The 23909-nt window shown below is 72.4% G+C and carries 19 protein-coding genes, 1 tRNA gene and 1 other RNA gene; 8 read left to right on the top strand and 13 right to left on the bottom strand.

Translation table 11 applies throughout. The annotated features are described in order from the left end of the window. Window position 1 precedes the first annotated feature (1 nt). The 8 genes from BJ963_RS00105 to ffs all read right to left on the bottom strand — a co-directional run bounded on the left by BJ963_RS00105 (window position 2) and on the right by ffs (window position 11369). Complete coding sequence (locus tag BJ963_RS00105; protein WP_179453710.1) at window positions 2–2530, bottom strand: DNA polymerase III subunit gamma and tau; 2529 nt, start codon at window positions 2528–2530, stop codon at window positions 2–4. Between the two features lie 48 nt (window positions 2531–2578). Next, complete coding sequence (locus BJ963_RS00100) at window positions 2579–3817, bottom strand: acyl-CoA thioesterase/BAAT N-terminal domain-containing protein (protein ID WP_343037196.1); 1239 nt, start codon at window positions 3815–3817, stop codon at window positions 2579–2581. Continuing rightward, window positions 3814–5097: an acyl-CoA thioesterase/bile acid-CoA:amino acid N-acyltransferase family protein gene (locus BJ963_RS00095; RefSeq protein WP_343037195.1), complete on the bottom strand. Its 1284-nt coding sequence runs from the start codon at window positions 5095–5097 to the stop codon at window positions 3814–3816. Before BJ963_RS00095 ends, BJ963_RS00100 begins: the two co-directional genes overlap by 4 nt. 14 nt (window positions 5098–5111) lie before the next feature. After that, complete coding sequence (locus BJ963_RS00090; protein WP_179453706.1) at window positions 5112–6473, bottom strand: acyl-CoA thioesterase/bile acid-CoA:amino acid N-acyltransferase family protein; 1362 nt, start codon at window positions 6471–6473, stop codon at window positions 5112–5114. Window positions 6474–6487: 14 nt separating this feature from the next. Continuing rightward, a complete protein-coding gene (locus tag BJ963_RS00085) occupies window positions 6488–7690 on the bottom strand; it encodes an acetate/propionate family kinase (protein ID WP_179453704.1) in 1203 nt (400 codons plus the stop codon). Beyond that, window positions 7687–9822, bottom strand: a complete 2136-nt coding sequence (gene pta, locus BJ963_RS00080; RefSeq protein ID WP_179453702.1) for a phosphate acetyltransferase — start codon at window positions 9820–9822, stop codon at window positions 7687–7689. Before pta ends, BJ963_RS00085 begins: the two co-directional genes overlap by 4 nt. A gap of 1 nt (window position 9823) precedes the next feature. After that, the gene (locus BJ963_RS00075) at window positions 9824–11158 is read right to left on the bottom strand and encodes a DUF1254 domain-containing protein (RefSeq protein WP_179453700.1); all 1335 of its coding nucleotides are present in this window, start codon (window positions 11156–11158) and stop codon (window positions 9824–9826) included. Window positions 11159–11272: 114 nt separating this feature from the next. After that, an RNA gene (gene ffs, locus BJ963_RS00070) (signal recognition particle sRNA small type) lies at window positions 11273–11369 on the bottom strand. 103 nt (window positions 11370–11472) lie between these two features. Here ffs and BJ963_RS00065 point away from each other — a divergent pair. The 4 genes from BJ963_RS00065 to BJ963_RS00050 all read left to right on the top strand — a co-directional run bounded on the left by BJ963_RS00065 (window position 11473) and on the right by BJ963_RS00050 (window position 14439). Further along, window positions 11473–11560 (top strand) — tRNA-Ser (locus BJ963_RS00065). Between the two features lie 290 nt (window positions 11561–11850). Next, window positions 11851–13377 carry an alpha/beta hydrolase gene (locus tag BJ963_RS00060; RefSeq protein WP_343037194.1) on the top strand — a complete coding sequence of 509 codons (1527 nt, stop codon included), beginning with the start codon at window positions 11851–11853 and terminating at the stop codon, window positions 13375–13377. Next, a complete protein-coding gene (locus BJ963_RS00055; protein ID WP_179453697.1) occupies window positions 13353–13868 on the top strand; it encodes a DUF2076 domain-containing protein in 516 nt (171 codons plus the stop codon). Before BJ963_RS00060 ends, BJ963_RS00055 begins: the two co-directional genes overlap by 25 nt. Beyond that, window positions 13861–14439 (top strand): GNAT family N-acetyltransferase, encoded by a 579-nt coding sequence (locus tag BJ963_RS00050; RefSeq protein WP_218856987.1) that lies wholly within the window; start codon window positions 13861–13863, stop codon window positions 14437–14439. Before BJ963_RS00055 ends, BJ963_RS00050 begins: the two co-directional genes overlap by 8 nt. A gap of 19 nt (window positions 14440–14458) precedes the next feature. Here BJ963_RS00050 and BJ963_RS00045 read toward each other — a convergent pair whose 3' ends face one another. After that, window positions 14459–15769 (bottom strand): DUF445 domain-containing protein, encoded by a 1311-nt coding sequence (locus BJ963_RS00045; protein ID WP_179453695.1) that lies wholly within the window; start codon window positions 15767–15769, stop codon window positions 14459–14461. Window positions 15770–15948: 179 nt separating this feature from the next. On the opposite strand from BJ963_RS00045, the gene BJ963_RS00040 reads away from it, so the two are divergent. The 4 genes from BJ963_RS00040 to BJ963_RS00025 all read left to right on the top strand — a co-directional run bounded on the left by BJ963_RS00040 (window position 15949) and on the right by BJ963_RS00025 (window position 18776). After that, complete coding sequence (locus tag BJ963_RS00040; RefSeq protein WP_089913628.1) at window positions 15949–16398, top strand: iron chaperone; 450 nt, start codon at window positions 15949–15951, stop codon at window positions 16396–16398. An 86-nt stretch (window positions 16399–16484) separates the two neighbouring features. Next, on the top strand, window positions 16485–17051 hold the full coding sequence (locus BJ963_RS00035; protein WP_343037193.1) for a hypothetical protein: 567 nt from the start codon (window positions 16485–16487) through the stop codon (window positions 17049–17051). 61 nt (window positions 17052–17112) lie between these two features. After that, window positions 17113–17949, top strand: coding sequence for a helix-turn-helix domain-containing protein (locus BJ963_RS00030; protein WP_179453693.1), 837 nt, complete (start codon window positions 17113–17115; stop codon window positions 17947–17949). Continuing rightward, window positions 17946–18776: an aminoglycoside phosphotransferase family protein gene (locus tag BJ963_RS00025; RefSeq protein ID WP_179453691.1), complete on the top strand. Its 831-nt coding sequence runs from the start codon at window positions 17946–17948 to the stop codon at window positions 18774–18776. Before BJ963_RS00030 ends, BJ963_RS00025 begins: the two co-directional genes overlap by 4 nt. 52 nt (window positions 18777–18828) lie before the next feature. On the opposite strand, the gene BJ963_RS00020 is transcribed toward BJ963_RS00025, so the two are convergent. From BJ963_RS00020 to BJ963_RS00005, 4 genes are all read right to left on the bottom strand, one after another. Next, window positions 18829–20688, bottom strand: coding sequence for a helicase HerA-like domain-containing protein (locus tag BJ963_RS00020; protein ID WP_179453689.1), 1860 nt, complete (start codon window positions 20686–20688; stop codon window positions 18829–18831). Between the two features lie 5 nt (window positions 20689–20693). Further along, window positions 20694–21416, bottom strand: a complete 723-nt coding sequence (locus BJ963_RS00015) for a phosphatase PAP2 family protein (RefSeq protein ID WP_179453687.1) — start codon at window positions 21414–21416, stop codon at window positions 20694–20696. Between the two features lie 65 nt (window positions 21417–21481). Next, the gene (locus tag BJ963_RS00010) at window positions 21482–22711 is read right to left on the bottom strand and encodes a multidrug effflux MFS transporter (protein WP_089913639.1); all 1230 of its coding nucleotides are present in this window, start codon (window positions 22709–22711) and stop codon (window positions 21482–21484) included. Between the two features lie 326 nt (window positions 22712–23037). After that, window positions 23038–23909: ROK family protein (locus tag BJ963_RS00005; RefSeq protein WP_179453685.1), on the bottom strand; the 872-nt coding region annotated here is incomplete at its 5' end.

Genomic DNA, 23909 nt, shown 5'->3' with positions numbered 1-23909 from the left:
GCTACCTCATCCCCGGGGTCGGAGGCGCTGGCTGCTCCTCGATGAAGGTGGCTCCGAGGATCTCGCGCACCACCGCCTCGCCGTAGCGCTGCGGCTGCTGGAAGGTCGGCGTGCGGGAGCCCGCCGCCGGGGCGGAGGACGAGCGCGCGGGGCGTCCGGCAGCGGACGGCGCGGCTTCGCCGGTCGGCGCGGACGCCGCCGGGGACGGCGCAGCGACCGCCGTCGCGGAGGGGCCGGCGGCCCAGTCGCCCGCGGGCTCCTCGGGCACCGGCGGCTCGAACGGCGGCTCGATCTCCGGCGGGGGGACGTCGTCGTACGGCGGCTCCTCCGGGGCGCTCGGGGGGGCAGCGGGATCGCTCGGCGGGGCAGCGGGCGCGGCCGGTGCAGCCGCCGCCTGCGGGGCAGCGGCGGGCGTGGCCGGACGCTCCATGGTCACGACCGCGGACGTCACCGCTGCGGCAGCCTCGGCGGTCTCGCTCGACGAGGGGATGGTGACCGTCGCCCACTCGGTGACCACCGATGCGGGAGCCGTGGCGTCCGAGGGGGCCGTCGCGGCCGACCGCGTGGGCGCGGTTTCGCGCGTCTCTGGTGCAGCGGTCGGGACGGATGCCGGCGTGGGTGCCGGGCGCGCGCCCGGCACCGCCGTGCTCGCCGCGGCGGGCTCAGCACCCGGCCAGGACTCGGCCGCCGGGGCGGCGGGCGCACCGCCGGAGGGGCGGGGCGATCCGCCGGAACCGGGAGCCGAGTCGGCCTTCGCGATGAACTTCACGCGGATGCCGAGGACGTCGACGATCGCCTGGCGGAGGTACTCGCTGACGCCCGGGGCGCCGGCGGCGTCGGGCTGCCGGAAGCTCTGCACATCGTTGTCGCTCGGGAACGACAGCGACAGGACATCGCCGTTCAGGGAGCGCACCTGCGCGGTGAAGACGACCATCCACGCGCTGCGCTTCGCACGCTGGACGGCGTCGAGGATCTGCGGCCAGGCGTCCTTCACCTGCTGCGTGCTGACGGGGCCGACCGGGGCCGCGGCCGGAGCCGGCTTCTCCGCCGCCGCTGCGGGGGTCTGCTCGGGTGCCGGGACATCCGCGGCAGGAGTCTGCTCCGCAGCTGCCTGCTCGCCGACGGCGCGCGCGGCCGCGGCGGTCTGCGACGGGGCCGGTCCGGCTGCCGTCGTCTCCGCCGCGGGAGCGTCGGCGGACGGAGCAGGCGTCGGTGCAGCGGACGGGGCCGACGGGGCTGCGGCACGGGCCGGCTCCTGCGGCGCGACCGGTGCGCTCGGCGCAGCGGGAGGCGCCGCCCGCTCGGCACGAGCAGGCTCGGCACGAGCAGGCTCGGCACGACCGGGCTCGGATCCGATGGCGTCGCTCACGCCCACGCGGCGCTCGAGACGCTCCACGCGAGCGAGCGCTCCCCGCTCGCTCTCGTCGCTCGACGGCACGAGCACGCGCGCGATCATGAGCTCCAGGTGGAGCCGCGGCGACGTCGCGCCGGTCATCTCGGTGAGCGCCGCGTTCACGATGTCGGCGGCGCGGCTCAGCTCGGCCGCGCCGAACTTCATCGCCTGCACGCCCATCCGGTCGAGCTCGTCCTGCGGGACGCCGCGCAGCACCGCCGATGCCCCTTCGACACTCGTCGCGGCGACGACGATCAGGTCGCGCAGACGCTCCAGGAGGTCTTCGACGAACCGCCGCGGGTCCTGTCCGGTCTGGATGACGCGGTCGACCGCGGCGAAGGCGCCGGCGGCATCCCGCGCCGAGATCGCGTCGATCACGTCGTCCAGGAGCGCCGCGTGCGTGTAGCCGAGGAGCGCGACCGCCCGCTCGTAGTCGATGGCGCTGCCCTCGGAGCCGGCCATCAACTGGTCGAGCAGGGAGAGGGTGTCGCGCGGCGAACCGCCGCCCGCGCGCACCACCAGCGGGAGGACGCCCGGTGCGACCGTCATGCCCTCGCTGTCGCACAGGCTCTGCACGTATTCCAGCATCTGCGCGGGAGGGACGAGCCGGAACGGATAGTGGTGGGTGCGGGAGCGGATCGTCCCGATCACCTTCTCGGGCTCCGTCGTCGCGAAGATGAACTTCACGTGCTCCGGCGGCTCCTCCACGATCTTGAGCAGGGCGTTGAAGCCCTGCGGGGTGACCATGTGCGCCTCGTCGAGGATGAAGATCTTGTAGCGGTCGCGGGCGGGGGCGAAGATGGCCCGCTCGCGGATGTCGCGCGCGTCGTCGACGCCGTTGTGGCTGGCCGCGTCGATCTCGACAACGTCGAGGGAGCCGCCGCCGTCGCGGCTCAGCTCGATGCAGCTCGCGCACTTTCCGCACGGGGTGTCGGTGGGACCTTCCGCGCAGTTCAGGCAGCGGGCGAGGATGCGGGCCGACGTGGTCTTGCCGCAGCCGCGGGGACCGGAGAACAGATAGGCGTGATTCACCCGATTGGTGCGCAGCGCCGTCATCAGCGGCTCCGTCACCTGAGACTGGCCGATCATCTCGGCGAAGGTGTCGGGCCGATAGCGGCGATACAGGGCGGTTACCACTCACACATGCTACTCATCGCCGCCGACATTCGGCTGGGTCCGCGGAGATCACGGCCCGCGGACATCGAGCGCGCGCCCGATCGCCGACCACAGGGCGACCCTGGCGTCCTCCGTGGGCTGCGCCTGCGGTGCCGGGGGCAAGTCGAGCGGCGTGTACGGAGGCAGCGAGAAGCTGTGCGTCGCCCGCGGCGCGCGGACGTACGCGTCTCCCCCGCGCGCCGGCCGCACATCGGCCGCCGCGTCGAGCCACCGGCAGCCGTTGTCGAGCTGCTCGTCCTGCCCGGCGCATCCCAGGACCACCGGACCGGGGATGCGACCGAGGTCGAGCACCGCGGCCGCCGTGACCTCGTGGGTGCCGCTGAGGCACGGCACCCACGACCCGCCCACCGTGATCGCCGGGCCGGGAACGGGCGACGGGCAGACCAATCCGGTCGTGCCGGCCGGGGCGATGGCGCCATAGACCAGCTCGGGATGCGCGACAGCCGTCCACAGCGCGAGCTGCGCACCGCGCGAGGCCCCGAACACGAACACGCGCCGCGCATCCACCCCCGGCTGAGACCGCAGCCAGTTCAGCGCGGCGACGACGCGTTCGGCGGGCAGCGTCCGGACCGGCCCGAGCTGCCCCGCCGAGCCGTACGTCGAGAACGCGAGGGCCGGGTATCCCATCGCCGAGAGGGTGGCCGCCGAGAGCACGCCGGTCTGCACGTCGGGTTCCGTGCCGTCGAAGACCAGCACCGCGGGCCGGGGCGCTGCGGAGGCCGAGGCCGGCTCGAAGTAGTCGCCCGTGATGCCGTCGTCGAACACCGCCCGCGACGGCGCGACGGACGACAGGCCGACGCGATGCAGCCGGCGGAGCGCGACGCGGCGCCCGTCGACGACGGCCTCCAGGTCGACCGTCAGGGTCGTCCCGCCCCACAGATGGGGAGACGTCGCCTCCCTGCCGGAATCGCTCTGCAGCGACCAGAACAGCCCCATCCCATCCGCTCCGCGGAACGGGGCCTCCACCGGAACGTCGTGGTCGAGGTCGACGACGCCGGACGACGGGACGCCGTAGACGGCCTGCGAGCTCCACCGTTCACCCGCCGCCGCACCGGATCGCGCCGTCGCGCGCACCGTCACCCGGCCGCCGGGCGGCAGAGAGACGAGACGGACGTGCACCGGCTCCCAGACACCGCTCGGCTCCTCGCTGATCTCGACGCGCGGCCCCGCACCGCCCGGCGCGGCGACGCATCCGGCGAGCGATGCGACCAGCAGCGACAGCACCACCCCCGCCAGCACGCGCCTCACGGCCGCATCGCCCCCGCCAGCTTCGCGATGACGACCTGCCAGAACGCCGTGCGCGCATCCTCGGTCGCCTGTGCCGTCGCCGGGGAGAGATCGCTCAGCCCGATCGGCAGCAGGGGCGGGGTGGTGATGTCGTGCCCGGCGCCTTCGGAGTAGAGGAAGGCGTCCCCCGGCTCGTCGCCGCGCGCCTGCTCTCCCGCCCGCGTCCAGTCGCAGGCGGTGGGAAGCAGCCGGTCGGCGGTGCCGCACGCGAGCACGAGCGGCCCGCTGATGCGCTGCAGCGGCAGGATGTCGGTGCCGGCGATGGTGCGCTCGGGGTTGGCGCACGGCAGCGCCCTCCCGTGCTCGATGAGCAGAGGGCTGCCCGCGGAGGATGTGCACTGGAGCGCCGTCGCGCCGGCGGCGGCGAACGCGCCGTGCACCCGCTCCGGATCGTTCGCGGCGAACCACAGGGCCAGCGACGACGCCCGGCCGGTTCCGTACACGAAGACGCGTCCCTCATCCACGACCGGGAGGGAGGAGAACCACGTCAGCACCGCGTCGAAGGTCTCCACCGACAGGGCGGCGGAGCCGGGGATGCGGCCGGCCGGGACGAAGGCCGGGAGGATGACGACCGGGAAGCCCGCCGACGCGATCACGCGGGAGGCGAACGCCCCGGACGCTCCCCCGTCGTCGCCGTCGATGATGATGACGCCGGGCCGCAGACTCACCGGCGTCGGCACGGAGTCGACCAGCGTCCCGATGCTGGCCGTCGGCGCGAGACCGGACGCCTCCGGATCGCCCGTGTCGATCAGGTCGCTCCCCAGCACGTCCCGGCTGATCGTCCCCGCCGAGAGCGCGGCGCGGTGGAGCTCGCCGGACGCCACCTGGTGGCCTCCCTGCTCCGCAGAGAACCGGATGTCGAGCGGGCTGAACGCCCACTGCGCCTCCAGCTGCTGCTGGCTGAGCGAGGGTCCGGTCAGACTCCACAGCAGACCGGACCCGTCGGGGCGCGGGTAGGGCGCCGCCGCCGGTTCCTGCGACCACAGCCGGACGCTCCCGCTGGGCGGCACCGCGTAGACCGCCCGCGACGACCACGAGCCGGAGGAGGAGTGCGCCCGCGCGGTGAGCACGACGGGTTCTCCCGGTTCGAGTCCGCTGACCTGGATGCCGACCGGCTGGGTGATGCCGTCCCCGAACCGGCTGAAGACGAACCGGGCTCCGCCGCCCGAGCCCGGCGCGCACCCGGAGAGGACGACGGCCGCCACCGCTCCGGCGGCCGCGATGCGCAGCAACCGCGCCACCCTCCCGCGCCGCGTCATCCCAGCACCGCCCGGAGCAGATCGCGGCCGACAGCGTTCCAGAACGCGATGCGGGCTTTCTCGGTCGGCTGGCCACCGGTCGCCGGCAGCGCGATCGGCAGGCCGGGCGGCACGCTGACGGGATGCGTCGCACCGTCGGCGTAGATGATCCGGTCGCCGGGGCGCGGCACCCGGGTGGCGGCGAGCGCGCGCTGCCACCCGCACGCCGACGGGAGCGTGGCATCCTGCACACCGCACGCGAGGACGACCGGGCCGTCGACGACGTCGATGGACGGGACGGCGGAGGGGACGACCGTGCCGGCGTCGGAGAGGCAGGGCAGGCCGGACTCGCCTTCGAAGACCGGCGCGACGCGTGCGGCCGGCAGGCACAGCAGCGCCGGTGTCCCCCCGGCGGCGAACAGCCCGTGGATGCGCGACGGGAACCGGGTGGCCGCCCAGACGGCCACCTGCTCGGCCGCGCCGGTGCCATAGAGATAGACGCGGTCCTGCTCGATATCGGGCCGATCCGCGAGCCAGTCGAACACGGCCTGCACCGTGGTGTCCGCGATGATGCCGGTCGAGCGGACGCCGTCCGCCGCGGCCGCGACCGGCACCAGCAGCACCGAGGCGCCGAACTGCGCGATCACCGGTGCCACGTAGTCCCCGGACGCCCCCGGCCGCGCGTCGTCGAACATCAGGACGACCGGGGTCTGCGGGTGCTCCAGGCTCGCCGCGCTGTAGAAGGTGGCGAGCGCGACGTCCTCGTGCGTCTGCCGCGGCAGGCGCGGATCGATGGCCGGTCGCAGGTCGCGCGTGTAGATCGTCCGCACCGGGAGGGTCGACGCCAGTCCGTCCAGCTCGAACGCCCGGGTGGCGATGACCCTGCCGGCGTCGGAAGCGGCGATCGTGACGTGGATGGTGTCGAGCATCCACTGCCGTGCCGCCTCCTCGCCCGACAGCCGCGGACCGCGGAGCGACCAGAACAGCCCGGCCGAGTCCGGCTCGGTGAAGGGGGCGAGCTGCGGCCGCGCAGCCGCCAGGTCGAGGGTTCCCGAGGCCGGGACCGTGTAGGTCGCGGCGGACGTCCAGGTCCCGTGCACCGTGGCGAGACGCGCGGTCAGCCGCAGCCGCGCGCCCGGCTCGGCACCGACCAGCTGCAGCGGGAACGGCCACAGCACGGCGCTGTAGCGGACAAGCGGAGAGGTCACGAAGCGCGCGCCCGCTCCCGGGTCCGCGGCGCCGCATCCGGCGAGCACGGTCACCGCGAGGAGGGCGGAGGCCAGCACGGCCGCGATCCGGGCCGGCCGGCTCGTGCGGCGCGCGGTGGAGACGCGTCGCGGCATCCCGTGCCGTTCGCCCTCGCCGCGCCGTCGCCGCATAGCCTCCGCTCCCGTCAGCCCCCGGTCGCTCCCCGGACCGCCTCGAGCGACTGCCGGGAGATCTCGAGCTCCTCGTTCGTCGGCACGACCAGCACCGTCACGGCCGAGTCGTCCGCGGAGATGACCCGGGCCTCCCGCGATGTGGTCGCGTTGCGTTCGGGGTCGAGCCGGATGCCGAGCACCTCCAGCCCCGACAGCACCTCGGCGCGGAGCGCAGCGTCGTTCTCGCCGACGCCGGCCGTGAAGGTGAGCACGTCGAGTCGCCCGAGCAGGGCGGTGTAGGCGCCGATGTAGTGCTTCAGGCGGTGCACCGTCACCTGCAGCGCCAGCGCGGCTGCATCGTCCCCGCGACCGGCGGCCCGGCGCACGTCGCGCATGTCGCCGCGCCCCGAGAGGCCGAGCAGCCCGCTCCGGCGGTTCAGCAGCTCGTCCAGGTCGTCCGTCGACAGCTGCGCGCGCCGTGCGAGGTGGATGAGCACCGCAGGGTCGAGGTCGCCGGACCGGGTGCCCATGACCAGGCCCTCCAGCGGCGTCATCCCCATGGAGGTCTCCACCGAGCGCCCGCCGTCGACCGCGCACGCGGACGCCCCGTTGCCCAGGTGCAGCACGATCTGGCGCAGCTCGCCGAGCGGGCGCCCGAGGTAGGCGGCAGCGGTCTCGGACACGTACTTGTGCGACGTGCCGTGGAAGCCGTACCGCCTCACGCGGTGACGCTCCGCCAGCTCGGCGTCGATCGCGTACGTGTACGCCTCCGGCGCCAGCGTCTGGTGGAACGCGGTGTCGAACACGGCGACGTGCGGGACGTCGGGGAACGCCTTCTTCGCGGCGCGGATGCCCTCCAGGTTCGCCGGGTTGTGCAGCGGAGCGAGGTCGGAGAGGTCCTCGATGTTGATCTCGACGAGCGGCGTCACGATCGTCGGCTCGAAGAAGCGCTTGCCGCCGTGGACGACGCGATGGCCCACCGCGTCCAGCGGGTTCTCGTCGAGGCTCGGGCCCTCCGCCGCGAATGCGTCGAGCATCGCGCGGAACCCCACGGTGTGGTCCGGGATCTCGAGCGACCGCTCGCTCGTGCCGTTCGGGCCGCGGTGCGTCGTATGCCCGCTCGACTCCCCGATGCGTTCCACCAGGCCGGAGGCCAGCGACTTCTCGGTCTCGCTGTCGATGAGCTGGTACTTGAACGACGACGAGCCGCTGTTGACGACCAGGACAGCGCTCATGACAGCGCCGCCTGGATCGCGGTGATCGCCACGGTGTTGACGATGTCGTCGACCGTCGCCCCACGGGACAGGTCGTTGATGGGCTTCCGCAAGCCCTGCAGCACGGGGCCGATCGCGACGGCGCCCGCGCTGCGCTGCACCGCCTTGTACGTGTTGTTGCCGGTGTTGAGGTCGGGGAAGATGAACACGGTCGCCCGTCCGGCCACCTCCGATCCGGGCATCTTCGCGGCGCCGACGGCCGCATCCGCCGCGGCGTCGTACTGGATGGGACCGGCCACCGCGAGCTGCGGCGCACGCTCGCGCACCAGCTCGGTCGCGGTCCGCACCTTCTCCACGTCCGCCCCGGCGCCCGAGTCCCCGGTGGAGTACGACAGCATCGCGACGCGCGGCTCGATCCCGAACTGCTCGGCCGTGCGGGCGGACGAGATGGCGATGTCGGCGAGCTGCTCGGAGGTCGGGTCCGGGATGACGGCGCAGTCGCCGTAGACGAGAACGCGGTCGGCGAGGGCCATCAGGAACACGCTGGAGACGACCGACACCCCCGGCGTCGTCTTGATGATCTCGAAGGCCGGCCGGATGGTGTGCGCCGTCGTGTGCGCGGCGCCGGACACCATTCCGTCGGCGAGTCCGAGGTGCACCATCATCGTGCCGAAGTAGGACGTGTCCGTGATCGTGTCCGACGCCTGCTCGACCGTGATGCCCTTGTGCGCACGCAGCCGGGCGTACTCCGTCGCGAAGCGCAGACGCAGCACATCGTCGAACGGGCTGAGCACCTCGGCGCCGGAGAGGTCGAGTCCCAGCTCGATCGCGCGCGACTTCACCTCGAACGGCTCGCCCAGGATGGTCAGCCGGGCCACTCCACGCGCCAGCAGGGTGTGGGCGGCGCGCAGGATGCGGTCGTCCTCCCCCTCCGGAAGGACGATGTGCTTCTTCGCCGCCCGCGCGCGCTCGATCAGGTCGTACTCGAACATGAGCGGGGTGACGACATCGTGGCGGGAGACATTCAGGCGGGCCAGCAGGGCGCTCGCGTCGACGTGCCGCTCGAACAGGGCGAGCGCCGTGTCGTACTTGCGCTGCGAGTCCGCGGCGAGCCGCCCGCGCGCGTGCGTGATCCGCACGACGGTGTCGTAGGTGTCGAGCCCCGTCCGCACGATCGGCAACGGCGAGCGCAGGCCGGCCAGCAGCCGCTCGATCGGCTCCGGCAGGTCGAACCCGCCGTTGAGGACGATGCCGGCGACGGACGGGAAGGTGCCGGAGGCGTTCGCCATGAGCACCGCCAGCAGCACCTCCGTGCGGTCGCCGGGAACGACGACGACCGCGCCGTCCACCAGCCGCGGGAGCACGTTGTTCATCGACATGCCGGCGACGACGACCCCGAGCGCCTCGCGGGTGAGCAGGCCCTCCTCCCCGGCGATCAGCGTCGCGCCGGTCTCCTCCATGATGGAGCGGATGCTCGGCGCCACCAGGAACGGGTCCTCCGGGATGGCCCACACCGGCGGCCGGTCCGCGCTGCCCGCCGCGGCCGCCGCGGCGCCGACCACAGAGCCGACGGCGGCGACGATCGGCTCCAGCATCCCGGCGTCCGCACGGTTCGCGATGACGGCGAGAAGCCCGGCGTGCTCGGCCCGCAGCTCGGCGACGGCGATCTCCGCCAGCTGGCGGAGCTCCTCCGGCGAGCGCGGGTCGGCTTGGCCGAGACGCTCGCCGAAGCCCTGTCCGATCCGTCCGCCGAGCACCAGCAGCACGGGCGCGCCCAGGTTCGCGGCGATCCGGGCGTTGTAGCCGAGCTCGGTCGGGCTGCCGACGTCCGTGTAGTCGGAGCCGAGGATGACGACCGTGTCGCACAGCGCCTCCACCGCGCGGAAGCGCTGGACGATCTCGGCGAGCGCCGCATCGGCGTCGACGTGGACGTCCTCGTACGTCACGCCCAGGGCGTCCTCGTACGAGATGTCCGCGGTGATCCGCTGGAGCAGCAGTTCCAGCACGTAGTCGCGCTCGTCGGTCGAGCGGGCGATCGGCCGGAACACGCCGACGCGCTCGACGGAGTGGCGCAGCGACTCGAGAACGCCGAGGGCGACGGTCGACTTGCCGGTGTGCCCCTCGGCGGAGGTGATGTAGATGGAGCGCGCCACGTCAGCCGATCCGCTCGATCGCCGGGATCCGGTAGTGCCCGTCCAGCACCTCGTCGCCCGGCAGGTACAGGCGGAGGATGGGCCGGAAGCGTCCGGCAGGCGCAGGCAGCCAGTTGGCCGCCGCCTTCTCGTCGGTCGGTCGGGTGGCGCTCATCGTGATGGTCAGTCCTCCGTCGTCGTCGTACACGAGCCCGCGGGTCCTGTCGCCGACCGAGTAGCGGTCGATCGGGTTGGCGACGAGGTAGTAGTGCGGGAGGTCGTACATGGTCAGTGACCAGAAGGCGCCGACCGGCGGTGTCGGGCTGAGCCGCAGCCGGTAGACGTGCTCGCCGCTGAGCGGCTCGCCGTCGGCGTCCTCGTAGGTCATGATGTAGGCCGCTTCGTAGGCGTGGTTGCCCCACAGGCCACCCAGAGCCGCGCCGGCCCGGGTCGCGTATCGCGTCCGCGGGTCGGTCAGCTTCCATTCCGGGGAGTCGATCGCGCCCACTTCGAAGTAGTCGAGGTTGTAGTCGAAGACGTGGAGGTTGACCATCCAGTGGTCGATCAGCGTGCCGGAGGTGCGCAACGCCGACTCCAGAGCCTCCTTGCCGAGGGCGTACCCGTCGACGAGGGCCTGGCGGACGCCCTCCGGCTGCTCGGCGATCGGGTACGGGCTCACCAGTCCGAGAGGCGCGTACGAGTCGAGCGCGGCGCGGTCGCGCGGCGCGGGCGGGAAGGCCTGCGACCAGACGCGCAGCTTCTCGAAGAAGTCGAGCGCCTCGCCCTGGCCCCCGTCCACGGCCGGGACTCCCTCCGGCGGGACGAGGGTCTCGTGCAGCGGGGTGAGTGTGAGCGCATCCTGCAGCGCGTGCACCGCGGGCAGGTCGTCGGCGCCGTCGACGGCCCACCGCCCGACGATCGTGGCGACGCGCGTGGGGAAGCGGACGGTCGGGAGACCTGCGGCGTCGTCGGCCCCCTCGTCGGCATCGGGCGGCAGGAGCAGGAACTCGCCACCCCCTCCCCCGGTCGAGCGCGTGCCGATGTACGCGAAGTTGTCGGTCCAGGCGTCGACGAACTGCAGCACGAAGTAGCGGTCACCGGTAGCGGGGACGGTGAGCTTCACGGGCCCGACGCCCAGATCTACCTGGGCGATCGAATACACGGTGTCGTTGTTGATCGAGACGAACGTGTCACCCGGCCCGGCCAGCTCGCGCGCGTGCCCGAAAGAGTTGTAGGGAGTGGAGGCGACCGACCCGATGCCCGCCTCGGTGAACCGTGCGACTTGCTCCAGGTCGAACACGAGAGGGAAGCCCACGACGTATGCCTCGGTCGCCAGCTCGGTCAGCTGCTCGGTCATGCGGCACCCCGTCCATCCAGCGCTCCACGGAAGACACGGATCATTCTACAGGGCGTAGAAGCTCCGGCATTGCTGGCCACAATATACGCGGCGGCGGTGACCCGCGGCTGGACACGGAAAGACTCCCCACGCACCCGCCAGAGCCCGGTTACCCTTGCTGCGTTTCCGCCCTGGGGGAGTTGGCCTGGATGGCGCCACGTGGGGAGCCGGGAACCAGTGTAGCGGGTGCGGGTGGGAGCCGTGTGCGCGAGGCCCTCCGGCGTTCGGGTAAGATACTGGGAGCCGCCGGCCGCGACAGCGGAAGGCGACGACCAGGAGAATTCGCCTAGTGGCCTATGGCGCACGCTTGGAAAGCGTGTTGGGTGCAAGCCCTCGGGGGTTCGAATCCCCCATTCTCCGCCAACTGTTCAGGATGCGCCGCCGGGTGCGCGCACAGCGCCACACCGGGGTTCGAATCGCCCATTCTCCGCCAACTATTCAGGATGCGCCGCCGGGTGCGCGCACAGCACCACACCGGGGTTCGAATCCCCCATTCTCCGCCATTGTTCAGGAGCGCGCACAGCACCTCCGCTCCATATCAGGGCCGACCCTCGGGCTGAGCCGCCGAACGGCGGGAATCCCGCCGCCGATCGGCGTGTGATCCCATCCCCTCGCCGGATGCGACATCCGCCGCCCGCCGGGAGGCTGGCGTGGTGGATGATCTCTTCGCGTCCGTGCGGGCTGCCGTCCTGCAGGTCGACATGCTGTCCGGACCGGCGCCGGTGCTGGTGTACCTCGCCGCGACCACGGGACTCCTCGCCGTGCTGCTGTGGCGCCCGAGCCGCCGCTGGCTGCTGTTCTCGGTGCTCGCCGCCGTCGTCGGGATCCTCGCGGCGGTCGCGCTCTGGCTGATCTGCGTCCGGTGGCTCGATCTGTTCGGAGGCGGCCTGGGCCTGCCGACGTACGCCTGGCTCGCCGCGACTCTCGCCGGAGTCGCGATCGCCATGGTCAGCCTCGTCCGGCGCGGCGCCCTGCGGCGGGCGGTGTCGGCGGTGACCGTCATCGCGGTCGCGGTCGCGGGGGTCTTCGCGATCAACGCCGAGTTCGGCATCAATCGAACCCTCGGCAACCTCCTCAACGTCGTCGTCAACAGTCCCATCCACCTGACTCCGCCCTCAGACGATGCGGTCACCCCGTCGGCGGGCTCACCTCTGTGGAAGACGTGGCACCCGCCGGCGGAGATGCCGAGCGCGGGGAGGACGGGCACCGCGTCCATCCCGAACACGGCCAGCGGATTCGCGGCGCGACCGGCCGGCGTCTACCTGCCGCCGGCCGCGCTCGTTCCCCATCCGCCGCGCCTCCCCGTCGTCCTGATGCTGATGGGCCAGCCGGGAAGTCCCGACCCCGGTCCGATCAGCCGGGTCCTCGACGCCTACGCCGCCAAGAACAACGGGCTGGCACCGATCGTCCTCGTCGCCGACCAGACCGGGGAGAAGGTCGCCGACACCGGATGCGTCGACTCGACCGCGTACGGACGCTCGCGCACCTACCTCCTGAAAGACGTGATCCCGTGGATGCGGACGCACCTGAACGTCCTGCCGGACCCGCGCTTCTGGACGGTCGCGGGCTACTCCAACGGCGGTCAGTGCGCGATCTCGCTCGGAGCCGAGCACCCGGAACTGTTCCGCACGATCATCAGCGCGTCGGGCGAGGAGTTTCCGGGCGCCAGCAATCCGGCTCACGCCCTGACGACGCTGTTCGGCGGAGACCGAGACCGGTTGGAGCGGGAAAAGCCCGTCACGCTGCTCAGCATGCGGCAGTTCCCCGGGTCGACAGCCGTGTTCACCGCCGCGAAGGACGATCCGCATTACCTCGAGGTGGCCCGGAGGCTCGCGACGGCCGCACGCGCCGCCGGAATGAACACACAGTTGCGCGAGCTCGATCGCGGCGGTCACGGCGCCGGGGCGCTGATCGGCGGCCTGACGGACGGTTTCGCTGTGGCGTATCCCGTACTGGGGCTGTCCCGTCCAGGAGTCGAGGCGTCCGCCCGAGGTCTCGCTCCCTCGTCCTTCCACGTTCCCCCGCCCGGCCCCCCGGGCGGGGACCGTCTCCCGCCGGACGGCGGGTCCTCTCAGGCCGTCGCGCAGCGAGCATGGACTCAGCGCAACCGACCGGCCACGGCGGTGCCAACGCTCACCTGCGAGAGGAAACAGCCATGCAGAACTCCGACATCCGACTGATCGTCGACCTCGCCGAGTCCGTCCGCAACGCGGCGCCCATCCCGAAGGACCCGGAGGCGGCACAGCTCATCAACCAGCTCATCGGAAGCCAGCCGGACGCCCTCTACTTCCTGGTCCAGACCGTGCTGCTTCAGAAGGAGGCGCTCGCCGGGCAGCAGAGCGCTGCGTCCGGCGGGCCCGCGTTCCAGGGAGCGTCGGACGCCGTGCCGGCGACGACCGCGGCCCCCGAGCAGCGGGGACGGTGGGGCGGTCTGTTCGGCGCGCGCCCGTCTCAGGCCTCCGGGAGCGCCGACGGCGCGCGCCCGGCAGGGGGAGGCGGCAGCTTCCTGAAGACCGCCGCAGCCGGTGCGGCGGGTGTCGCGGGCGGTGTCCTGCTCGCCCAGGGGATCTCCGGGATGTTCACGCCGCCGGCCGGCGAGAACGGCTCCGAAGCCGACAGTCACGACGCCGAGTCGGACTGGGGCATGGACAGCGACTGGGGCGATGTCTGAGATGACGGACACGCCTCACATCGACGTCGCCCTCAGCCCGGCGTCGACGGACGACCTCCCGGACCTCGGCCGGCGACTGCAGACCGCCTTCGCCCTCGCGCTGAAGGACGACCCGCACCACCGGCCGGACGACGAGCCGATTCCCTCCGACCGGGAACTGCGGGAGTGCTTCGACGCTCCGGAGTCCGAGGTCCTGCACGTCACAGCGAACGGCGAGAGGGTCGGCGGGATGGTGCTCCGCATCGATCCCGCCGACCACCGCAACGGCCTCGAGCTCTTCTTCATCGACCCGGAACATCATTCCCTCGGACTGGGCCGCCGGGCCTGGTCGGCGGCCGAACGACGGCACCCGGAGACACGCGTCTGGGAGACGATGACGCCGCACTTCGAGACCCGCAACATCCACTTCTATGTCAACGTGTGCGGCTTCGACATCGTCGAGTTCTTCAACCCGTACCACCCCGAGCCCGATCGTCCGGCGGACGATCCCCGGAAATCGGGCGAGGACGACCTGATGTTCCGCTTCGAGAAGGTCATGGGACCGGACGATGGGAGCGACGCTCGGCGATGATCGCCGCCCGACGGCAGCGCTACAGGAACGCCGAGACTCCCGTCGCCACGGCGTAGATCGCGAGACCGGCGAGCGCGCCGACGACCGTCCCGTTGATGCGGATGAACTGCAGGTCGCGTCCCACCTGGGTCTCGATCTTCTCGGTGGTCTCGGCCGCATCCCACGACTGCACCGTCTCGGTGATGACGTGCGAGATGTCGCTGCGATAGCTCGTCACCAGGTGCAGCGCTGCGTCCGTCAGCCGCCGATTGAGGGACGCCCGCAGGTCGTCGTCGGCGAGGACGCGCCGGGCGACATCGGCGACGACGGCCTCCGCGCGGCGGCGCAGCTCGCCGTCCTCGTCCGAGAGCGCATCCACCGCGGCGGAGCGTGCCGCCGTCCACGTGGAGGCCGCCAGCTCGCGGATGCGCGGATCGTCGAAGGCGCGACCCTTCGCCAGCTCGAGCCGGTCGATGGTCGCCTCGTCGTGCTGCAACCGATCGGCGAGCTGGGCGAGGTACTCGTCGAGCGAGCGCCGGAGGCGGTGGTCGGGGTCCTCGCGCATCTCGCGGACGAACCGGAGCGCCTCGGCGTGGAGGCGTTCGTCGATCAGGCGGTCGACGAACGACGGCAACCACGACGGGAGCCGACGCGACACCACCGGCCCGAACGCCTCGGGGTTCGCCGCGAGCCACTCGTCCAGCCGGTCCAGCAGCAGATCCACGGCCTCGTGGTGACCGCCCGAGTCGAGCACCCGCGCGCCGAGCCGGCCGAGCGGCGGGCCCCAGACCGGTGCGACGACGTGCGTGCGCACGACCGCCTCCAGCGCCTCGCGCATCCGGTCGTCGTCGAGCAGGGCGACCAGCCCGGTCATGCCGCGGAAGGACTCCGCCACCACTCGACGCGCGTTCTGCGGCTCGGTGAGCCAGTCGGCCACCGCTCCGGCGAGGTCGATGGTGCCCAGCTTGCCGGCGACGACCGCGTCGGAGAGGAAGTTGGTCTCGACGAACTCGCCGAGGCTGGCCCCGATCTCGTCCTTGCGGGTCGGGATGATCGCCGTGTGCGGGATGCGCAGCCCGAGCGGATGCCGGAACAGCGCGGTCACGGCGAACCAGTCCGCGAGCGCTCCGACCATCGCACCCTCGGCGGCGGCGCGCACGTACCCGAGCCAGGGATAGTGGTCCTGGAGCGCGAACGCGACCGCGAACACCACGGCCGCGACGGCGAGCAGGCTCGTCGCGAACACCTTCATCCGCCGCAGGGCCAGACGGCGTTCGGCGTCGGTGGGCAGAGCGCTCACGCGGCGCTGCACAGCGGGCGGTCGGTGTTCCGCCTGTGCCCGCCGCTGCATTCGGCGGCCATGGCGTCCTGGATGCGCACCTCGTACCTCCCGGCCAATGTTGCGGACGGTGTCCACCGTACTCACGGTCGGCGTGGGGCGATATCTCCGACGGTACGGCGAGTGCCAGGAGCGCCAGGTGAGCAGTTTCGGAGAAGCGCTGTGCACCCGTCCCGCTCTACGGTCGAGGCATGACGAACACAACCGAGTCCTCATCCAGCTCCGCCGCGTTCACCGAGGAGGAGCGCGCCGCCATGAAAGAGCGGTCGAAAGAGGTGAAGACCGCGCGCAAGGGCAAGACGACGCGCGAGGACGACACCCGCGACCTGCTCGCCAAGATCGCCGAGCTGCCCGACCACGACCGGGCGCTGGCCGAGCGCATCCACGCGATCGTCACCGAGACGGTCCCGGACGTCTGGCCGAAGCTCTGGTACGGGCAGCCCGCCTACGCCATCGGCGGCAAGACGTTCTGCTTCTTCCAGCCGTCGTCGAAGTTCAAGACCCGCTACTCGACGCTCGGGTTCAACGATCCGGCCAAGCTCGACGACGGCACGATGTGGGCGACGGCCTTCGCCATCCTCGACCTCGGCCCGGAGGACGAACAGCGCATCCGCGACCTGGTGCGCACCGCAGCCGGGTGACCCCGCGGGACACCCGACCGCCCCGCGAACGGGTGTCCCCCAAAATGCCGCTACCGGAGCCTCCCGGATTGAGAAAGGCTCGTCTGGTGAGTGAGCAGGCCGAGGTGGGGACGGATGTGGCAGCGACCCGTGAGACCGTCCTCCGCCCGCACCGGCACCTGTTCACCCGGGGCATCGTCGCGGTGCTGGCGCTCACCACTCCGGTGTTCGCCGTCCTGTACTGGCTGACCATCCCGTCCGGCGCCTGGGTCTTCGTGCTCGTCGCTCATCTCGTCGTCATCGCGGCGACGGTGGTGGGGGTCGCGTCGTTCCTCAACACGACGATCGGCTACGGGCCGGACGGCGTGCGCGAGCGCGGATTCTTCGGGCGGACCGTCCGGGTGGGCCACGGCGAGGCGGGCGCGGTGATCCTGGTGCAGGTCTACGAACGCAGCACCCTCGACGTCCTGCCCCAGCTGTTCGTGGCGTCGAAGGAGGGGCGGCTGCTCATCCGGATGCGCGGCCAGTTCTGGTCGGCGGACGACATGGAGCGCGTCGCGGAAGAGCTCGACGTTCCCGTCACGCGGCCGGAGGAGCCGATGACGCACGGCCAGCTCCGCCGCGCCTGGCCGCGCCTGCTGTACTGGTTCGAACGCATCCCGCTCGGGCGCTGAACCCGTCCGCGGCGCCCGGCCGCGAAGCCCCACGCCCGCGGGCGCATGCCAGGATGGCAGGGTGACGCCGCGCACCGAGGTCGAGCCGCGCAGCAAGGGCCTGCTCACGCCGAGCCGCGTCGCCCCGGCGGCGACCGCGCCGCCGGTGGCGATCGCACGGCGCGCTGCGGACGGCCGCTCGGCTCTGTTCGTCCGGCACTACTGGCTCCCCCGCTGGCAGCTCGCGGACGGCGCGACCGTGCGGCAGGACGTGCTCGAGTATCCGACGGCGAACCTCGTCGTCGAGGAGCGGTCCGCCGCCCTGTACCGCGCCGGCCGGGGGCGGGGGTCCCGCACGCTGGAGGGCTCGGGATGGGCGCTCGGCATCCTGCTCCGTCCCGGCGTCTCGCGGGCATGGGCCGGAGCGTCGATGCGCAGCGTGCCGCCGGTCCTGCCGTTCGACCGGCTGACGGTCCGGGAGGGAGCGGCCGGGATGGTCGCCTCCGTCCGCGACCGCATGGCGGACGACGACGACTCCGGCGCGATCGCGGCGTTCGAGGCCTGGCTGGACCGCCTCCCCGAACCGGATGACGACGCCCGCCTGGTCGACCGCATCGTGGCGGCGGTCGAGGAGGACCGCGAACTGCTGCGGGTCGAGCAGCTCGCCGACCGCTTCGGGCTCGGCGTCCGCCACCTGCAGCGGCTGGTCGCGGGGCACATCGGCTTCGGCCCGAAGTGGCTCATCCAGCGGTACCGATTGCAGGAGGCGGCCGCGGCACTCCGATCGAGCGAACCTCCCGCACTCGCCGCCCTCGCCGCCGAGCTGGGCTACGCCGACCAGGCGCACTTCAGCCGCGACTTCACGTCGGTCGTCGGGTCGACGCCGGGGACGTACGCCGCCGCAGAGGGGCGCGGGTGACCGGGCCCGAGGCCGCGCTGGCGCCCTGGCGCGAACGCTGGCGCCTCGAACCCGACGGCGCGGCGTTCGCCACCCCGTCGAGCGTCGTGCAGCCGGTGCGTCGCGATGCGGACCCGCTCTTCCTCAAGCTGGCCGCGTCCGGCGAAGAGCGGGCGGGCGGCGCGGTGATCGCCTGGTGGAGCGGAGACGGTGCCGCCGCCGTCATCGAGGCGGATGCGGACGCGGTGCTCCTCGAGCGCGCGACCGGTCCGGGCGACCTCGCGGAGCTGTCGCGGTCGGGGCCGGAGGGCGACGACGAGGCGACGCGCATCCTGTGCCGGGCCGGTCGTCGTCTGCACGCAGCGGGGAAGGGGCCCCGCCCGGACGGCCTGTTCGACCTCCGGCGCTGGTTCCGGGAGCTGCTGCGCCGCGGGGAGGCGCCCGGCGCAGGCGACCAGCTGGACGCCGTCGCCGTGCGGGTCGCGGACGAGTTGCTGCGGCATCCCGCCGGAGACGTCGTGCTGCACGGCGACCTCCACCACGGCAACGTGCTGGACTTCGGGTCGCGCGGATGGCTCGCGATCGACCCCAAGCCGCTGCACGGCGATCCCGGTTTCGACGTCGCCAACATCCTCTGCAATCCGGATGCCGCGACCGCGCTCGCGCCGGGCCGCCTGGAGCGGACGGTCGCGGTCATCGCCGCGGAGGCGCAGCTGACGGAGGACAGGGTGCTGCGCTGGGCGCTCGCCTGGGGCGCGCTCTCGGCGGTGTGGTCGGAGCAGGACGGCGGAGAGGCGACCGCTGCTGCCGGTGTGGCGCTGCGCGCGCGGGCGCTCCTCGGGCTCTGACCCGGGCGATCCGGCCCACGGGTGTCAGACCCCCTGCGTCAGCGCGCAGGCGTCAGCGCCGACGGCGCGTGCCGAAGATGCCCTCGACGACACCGCCCAGGATGTCTCGGGTCGCCTTCGAGCCGAGCACCTGCTCCAGCACCGTCTTCGACGAGCCGGACGACGTGCGACGGCTCGTGGACCGCGGGGAGGTCTGGCGCAGGATGCGGTCGTACTCCTTCTGTGCCGCCCGCTCGGCCGCCTCCCGCGCCTTGGCGTCGGCCTTCGCCTGCGCCTCCGCCGCCTTCTGTGCTTCTGCGGCGGCCTTCGCGGCGGCGGCGTCGGCGTCCGCCTTGGCCGCGGCGGCCGCGGCGGCGTCCAGCTTGCGTCCGAGCATCTCGCGGGCGGAGTCGCGGTCGAGCGGCGTTCCGTAGGCCGCCTGCAGCGGCGATGCGGCGATCGTCGCATCCACCTGCTGTTCGGGCGCCGGAGACATCGAGCCTCGCGGGGCGCGCAGGCGCGTCCACGCGACGGGCGTCGGCGCTCCCTTCTCGTTCATCACGGTGATGACGGCCTCGCCGGTCCCCAGCGACTGCAGCACCTGGGCGAGGTCGTAGCCGGAAGTCGGGTAGGTCGACACGGTCGCCTTCAGCGCCTTCGCGTCGTCGGGCGTGAACGCGCGGAGCTGATGCTGGACGCGCGAGCCCAGCTGAGCCAGCACGTCGGACGGCACGTCCTTCGGCGTCTGGGTGACGAAGAAGATGCCGACGCCCTTCGAGCGGATCAGGCGGACGGTCTGCGTGATCGCCGCGAGGAAGTCCTTCGACGCATCGCGGAACAGCAGGTGCGCCTCGTCGAAGAAGAACACCAGCTTCGGCTTGTCGAGGTCGCCGACCTCGGGCAGGTCGTTGAACAGGTCCGCGAGCAGCCACATCAGGAACGTGGAGAACACGGCCGGTTTGTCCTGCACGCCCGGTAGCTCCAGCAGGCTCACCACGCCGGTGCCGTCCGGCGCGATGCGGAGGAACTCGGCCGTGTCGATCTCCGGCTCGCCGAAGAAGGCGTCCGCGCCCTGGTCCGCGAAGGCGATCAGCTCGCGCAGGATGACACCGACGGTCGATCCGGACAGACCGCCCAGCCCCGACAGCTCCTGCTTGCCGTCGTCGCTCGCCAGGTAGGTCAGGACGGCGCGCAGGTCGGCGAGGTCGAGGAGCGGCAGGCCCGCCTGCTCGGCGTAGTGGAACACCAGGCCGAGACTCGACTCCTGCGTCTCGTTGAGGCCGAGCACCTTCGACAGCAGCAGCGGCCCGAATCCGGCGACCGTCGCGCGGATCGGGACACCGCGCCCGACGCCGCCGAGCGAGAAGAACTCGGTCGTCGCCGCGTGCGGGGTCCAGTCCTGCCCGATCCCCCTGGTGCGCTCGAGCAGCTTCTCGTTCGGTTCGCCCGGGGTCGCGACCCCGGAGAGGTCGCCCTTGATGTCGGCCGCGAACACCGGGACGCCCACTGCCGAGAGCTGCTCGGCGAGCACCTGGAGCGTCTTGGTCTTGCCGGTGCCGGTCGCCCCGGCGATGAGCCCGTGGCGGTTGGTCATGGCGATCGGGATGCGGATGGGCACGTCCGGAAGAGGATCCCCGTTGACGAGTGCGCCGAACTCGAGCACGTCGCCGTCGAACGCGTAGCCGTCGCGGACGGCCTCGATGGATGCTGCGTCCAGGGGCCCGGATACCGGGGTCGCTGCTGCAGCCGCTGAGGCAGCCGCCTGCGCTGCCGCAGCCGCCTCGCGCAGTGATGCAGCCTGAGCCTCCGCCGCGGCGGATGCCTCCTGTGCCCGGCGCACCGCCTCGGCCGCCTCCGCCTGCAGCCGTTCGGCCTCATCGGCCGCCGCCCGTGCTTCCGCCTGCGCCTTCGCCAGCGCGTCCGCGTCGCTCATGCGGCTCACTCTACTGGCGCGTGCCGCCGGGCGAGCCAGAACGGATGCGGCTGCGTCGCCTCGATCGCGAGGCGATGAGCGAGCGGTGCCCAGACGATGACGGCGACGCCGGCACCGAGCAGGATCCCGCCGATCGTGTCGCTGATCCAGTGGGCGCCGAGGTACGTGCGGCTGACGGCCATGAGGACGGCCCACACGACGCCGACGCACCACACCCAGACCCGCGGGAACAGGATCCCGAGCACGACCACCATCGTGGCGGCGTTCGCCGTATGCCCGGACGGGAATGAACCCGTGTCGGCGTGCACGAGGATCTCCGTCGGCCGTGCCCGTCCGACCGTGTGCTTGAGCACCTGGACGCACACCACGGACAGCACGCTCGCGATCGCGAAGAAGGCGGCGCCCCACGGCCTGCGGAACGCCAGGAGCAGCAGGAAGATCAGCACCGGGATCACGACGGATCCGATGATGCTGCCCCCGGCGTAGTTGAAGAACAGCGCCGGGCCCAGCCAGAGCGGGGAGCGGTGCTCGACGATCTCGCCCATCCACTCGGCATCGATGGCGAACGGTTCGCGTGGCCGCAGGGCGATGATCAGCCCGAGGCCCACCACGACGACGACGGCCACCGAGCCGGCGACGACGGGCCACCTCCGCGCGACGCGGGCCGCTTTGACGACGTCGTGTCCTTCGGCGTCCTCGGACGGCGGGGCGGGGTGCGGTACGGTCATGCGGTCCAACGTACCCGCGGCGGCATGGGCCGCCTAGGTGCCCGGCCGGCGCCGAGTCAGTGCACCTAGTGCGCCAGCTGCGGAACCGACCGCGGCCGCACCACGATCCAGAGCGAGGCGATCGACACCAGCGCGCAGACGGCCATGACCGCTCCCATCGGGGCGGCGCTGCCGACGCCCAGGATGCCGACGACCGGCGACACGATGCCCGCGATGCCGAAGTTCAGCGCGCCGAGCAGACTGGCCGCGGTCCCGGCCTCGTGGCCGTGGCCGTTGAGCGCGAGAACCTGGACGCACGGGAAGCCGAACCCGCACGCCGCGATGAAGAACCACAGCGGGATGACCGTTCCCCACAGTCCGACGTGCGACTGGTCGAGCACAACGATGGTCACGGAGGACAGGAACATCACGATGGTGGAGCACGCCAGGATCCACTGCGGCCCGACGTACTTGGTGAGGCGTGCGGCCGACTGCACGCCGATGATGATTCCGATGGAGTTGATCGCGAACAGCAGGCCGTACTCCTGCGCGTTGAACCGGTAGATCTCCTGGAAGATGAACGAGCTCGACGACAGGTAGGAGAACAGGCCGGTGAAGTTGGCGGCTCCGACGATCGCGATGCCGACGAACACGCGGTCGCTGAGGACCGCCTTGTAGCGCTGGCCGACGGTCGAGTGCCCCGCATCCTGGCGGCGCGCCTTGGGCAGCGTCTCCACGATCCACAGGGCGACGCAGATGATGACGAACGCGCCGTAGCAGGCGAGCACCACGAAGATGCCGCGCCACGGCATGACCAGCAGCAGCCAGGAGCCGAGCACGGGGGCGAGCACCGGGGCGAGGCCGTTGACGAGCGCCAGGCGGCTCAGCATCCGGACCAGGGGGCGGCCGCCGAAGAGGTCGCGGACCATGGCCATGGCGACGACGCCGCCCGCCGCGGCGCCGATGCCCTGCAGAGCCCGCGCGACGCCGAGGAGCTCGACGTTCGGGGCGATGGCCGCCGCGAGGCAGGCGATGATGTGCACGGCGGTCGCGGCCATGAGCGGCGTGCGGCGGCCGATCTTGTCCGACCACGGTCCGACCAGCAGCTGCCCGACGCCGAAGCCGATCGTCGTGGCCGTGAGGGTCAGCTGGATGGCCGCGGTCGAGACGTCGAAGTCGTTCTGCAGGGTCGGCAGCGCCGGCAGATAGGTGTCGATCGTGAACGGGCCCAGTGCGGTGAGCGCGCCGAGGATCAGGATGTAGGCGAGGCGCTGGCGGCCGGAGAGCGAGTCTCCGGGATGCACGACGGTGGTCACGAGAGGGTCCTTGGCAGGTCGAGGTGGATGCGGGTCGCGCCCGCCGTCGGACGCACGAACAGCACCGCGCGCAAGCGGTGCTGTCGGGAGTGTGGTTCGAATCGATTCGATTGATCGACTACAACAAACTCTATACCGTACAGCCCCTCGATGTGAACGTGCACATCACGTTCTCCTCGCCGAGATGTGCGCCAAATCTCCTGCAGGCGTTCCCAGGGCGCAGATTTGCGCCAAATGTGCGTTATGGCGGCGCCAAAACACACATTTGCGCCACATCTTGAGCAGGCCGGACGCCCAGGGAGCGACGGGATGCGGACGGAACGCGGTCAGGACGCGGGGGCGGCCAGCAGCGGGCCGAAGGCGAGCTCGGCGGCGCCGATCATCAGGATGTCGGAGCCCAGCCCCGCACGGACGATCGAGAGCCGCTCCGCACTCGCCGCGAGCGCCTGCTCGCCGACCAGCCGCGGCAGCCGATCGGGGTCGAGCGCGTGCAGCGCGCCGAGGAACCCGCCGAGCACGATGAGCTGCGGGTCGAACACGTTGGTGGCGTTGCGGAGCGCCGTCGCCAGGAACCCCACCTGCCGGTCGACCTCCTCCGCCACGGCCGGGTCGCCCGCGGCGATGGCCGCCGAGAGCGCCCGGTCGAGCTCCTCCGGGTCGGCCGCTTCCATGCCGAGGACGCGCAGCAGGGCGCTCTGGCTCACCTCGGTCTCCAGGCAGCCGATGGCTCCGCAGTGACAGCGGACGCCCGCGGAGTTGACGAGGGTGTGCCCGAGCTCACCCGCATAGCCGCTGATGCCGGTCAGGGGCGACCCGCTGACGATGACCCCGGCGCCGATGCCCGAGGCGCCGCCGTTCAGGTACACCAGGTCGCTCGCGCCACGGCCGGCGCCGAACAGGCGCTCGGCGTTGGCACCGAGGCTCGCGTCGTTCGCGGCGAGCACCGGGTACCCCGTGGCCGCGGCGAGCTCGGCGGCGAACGGCTCCTCGGCCCACTCCAGGTGGGGAGCGAGCCGCACGACCCCGTCCTCCTCCCGCACGAGTCCGGGCACGGCAACGCCGATCCCGACGACGCGCGAGGCCCCGGCGAGGTCGGGACGCAGTCCGTCGACGACCGCCGCGGCGATGGCCACCGCCTCCGCCGCCGAGGGGATGTGCCCGGTCGGGTACCGCACGCGCCGCCGCACGGTCCCGTCGA

Origin of the sequence: Leifsonia soli (genome assembly GCF_013408745.1) — a bacterium.
In the GTDB taxonomy this organism is placed as follows: domain Bacteria; phylum Actinomycetota; class Actinomycetes; order Actinomycetales; family Microbacteriaceae; genus Leifsonia; species Leifsonia soli.
Note: the sequence above shows the minus strand (reverse complement) of the source record. Positions and strands in the feature narration are given on the sequence as shown.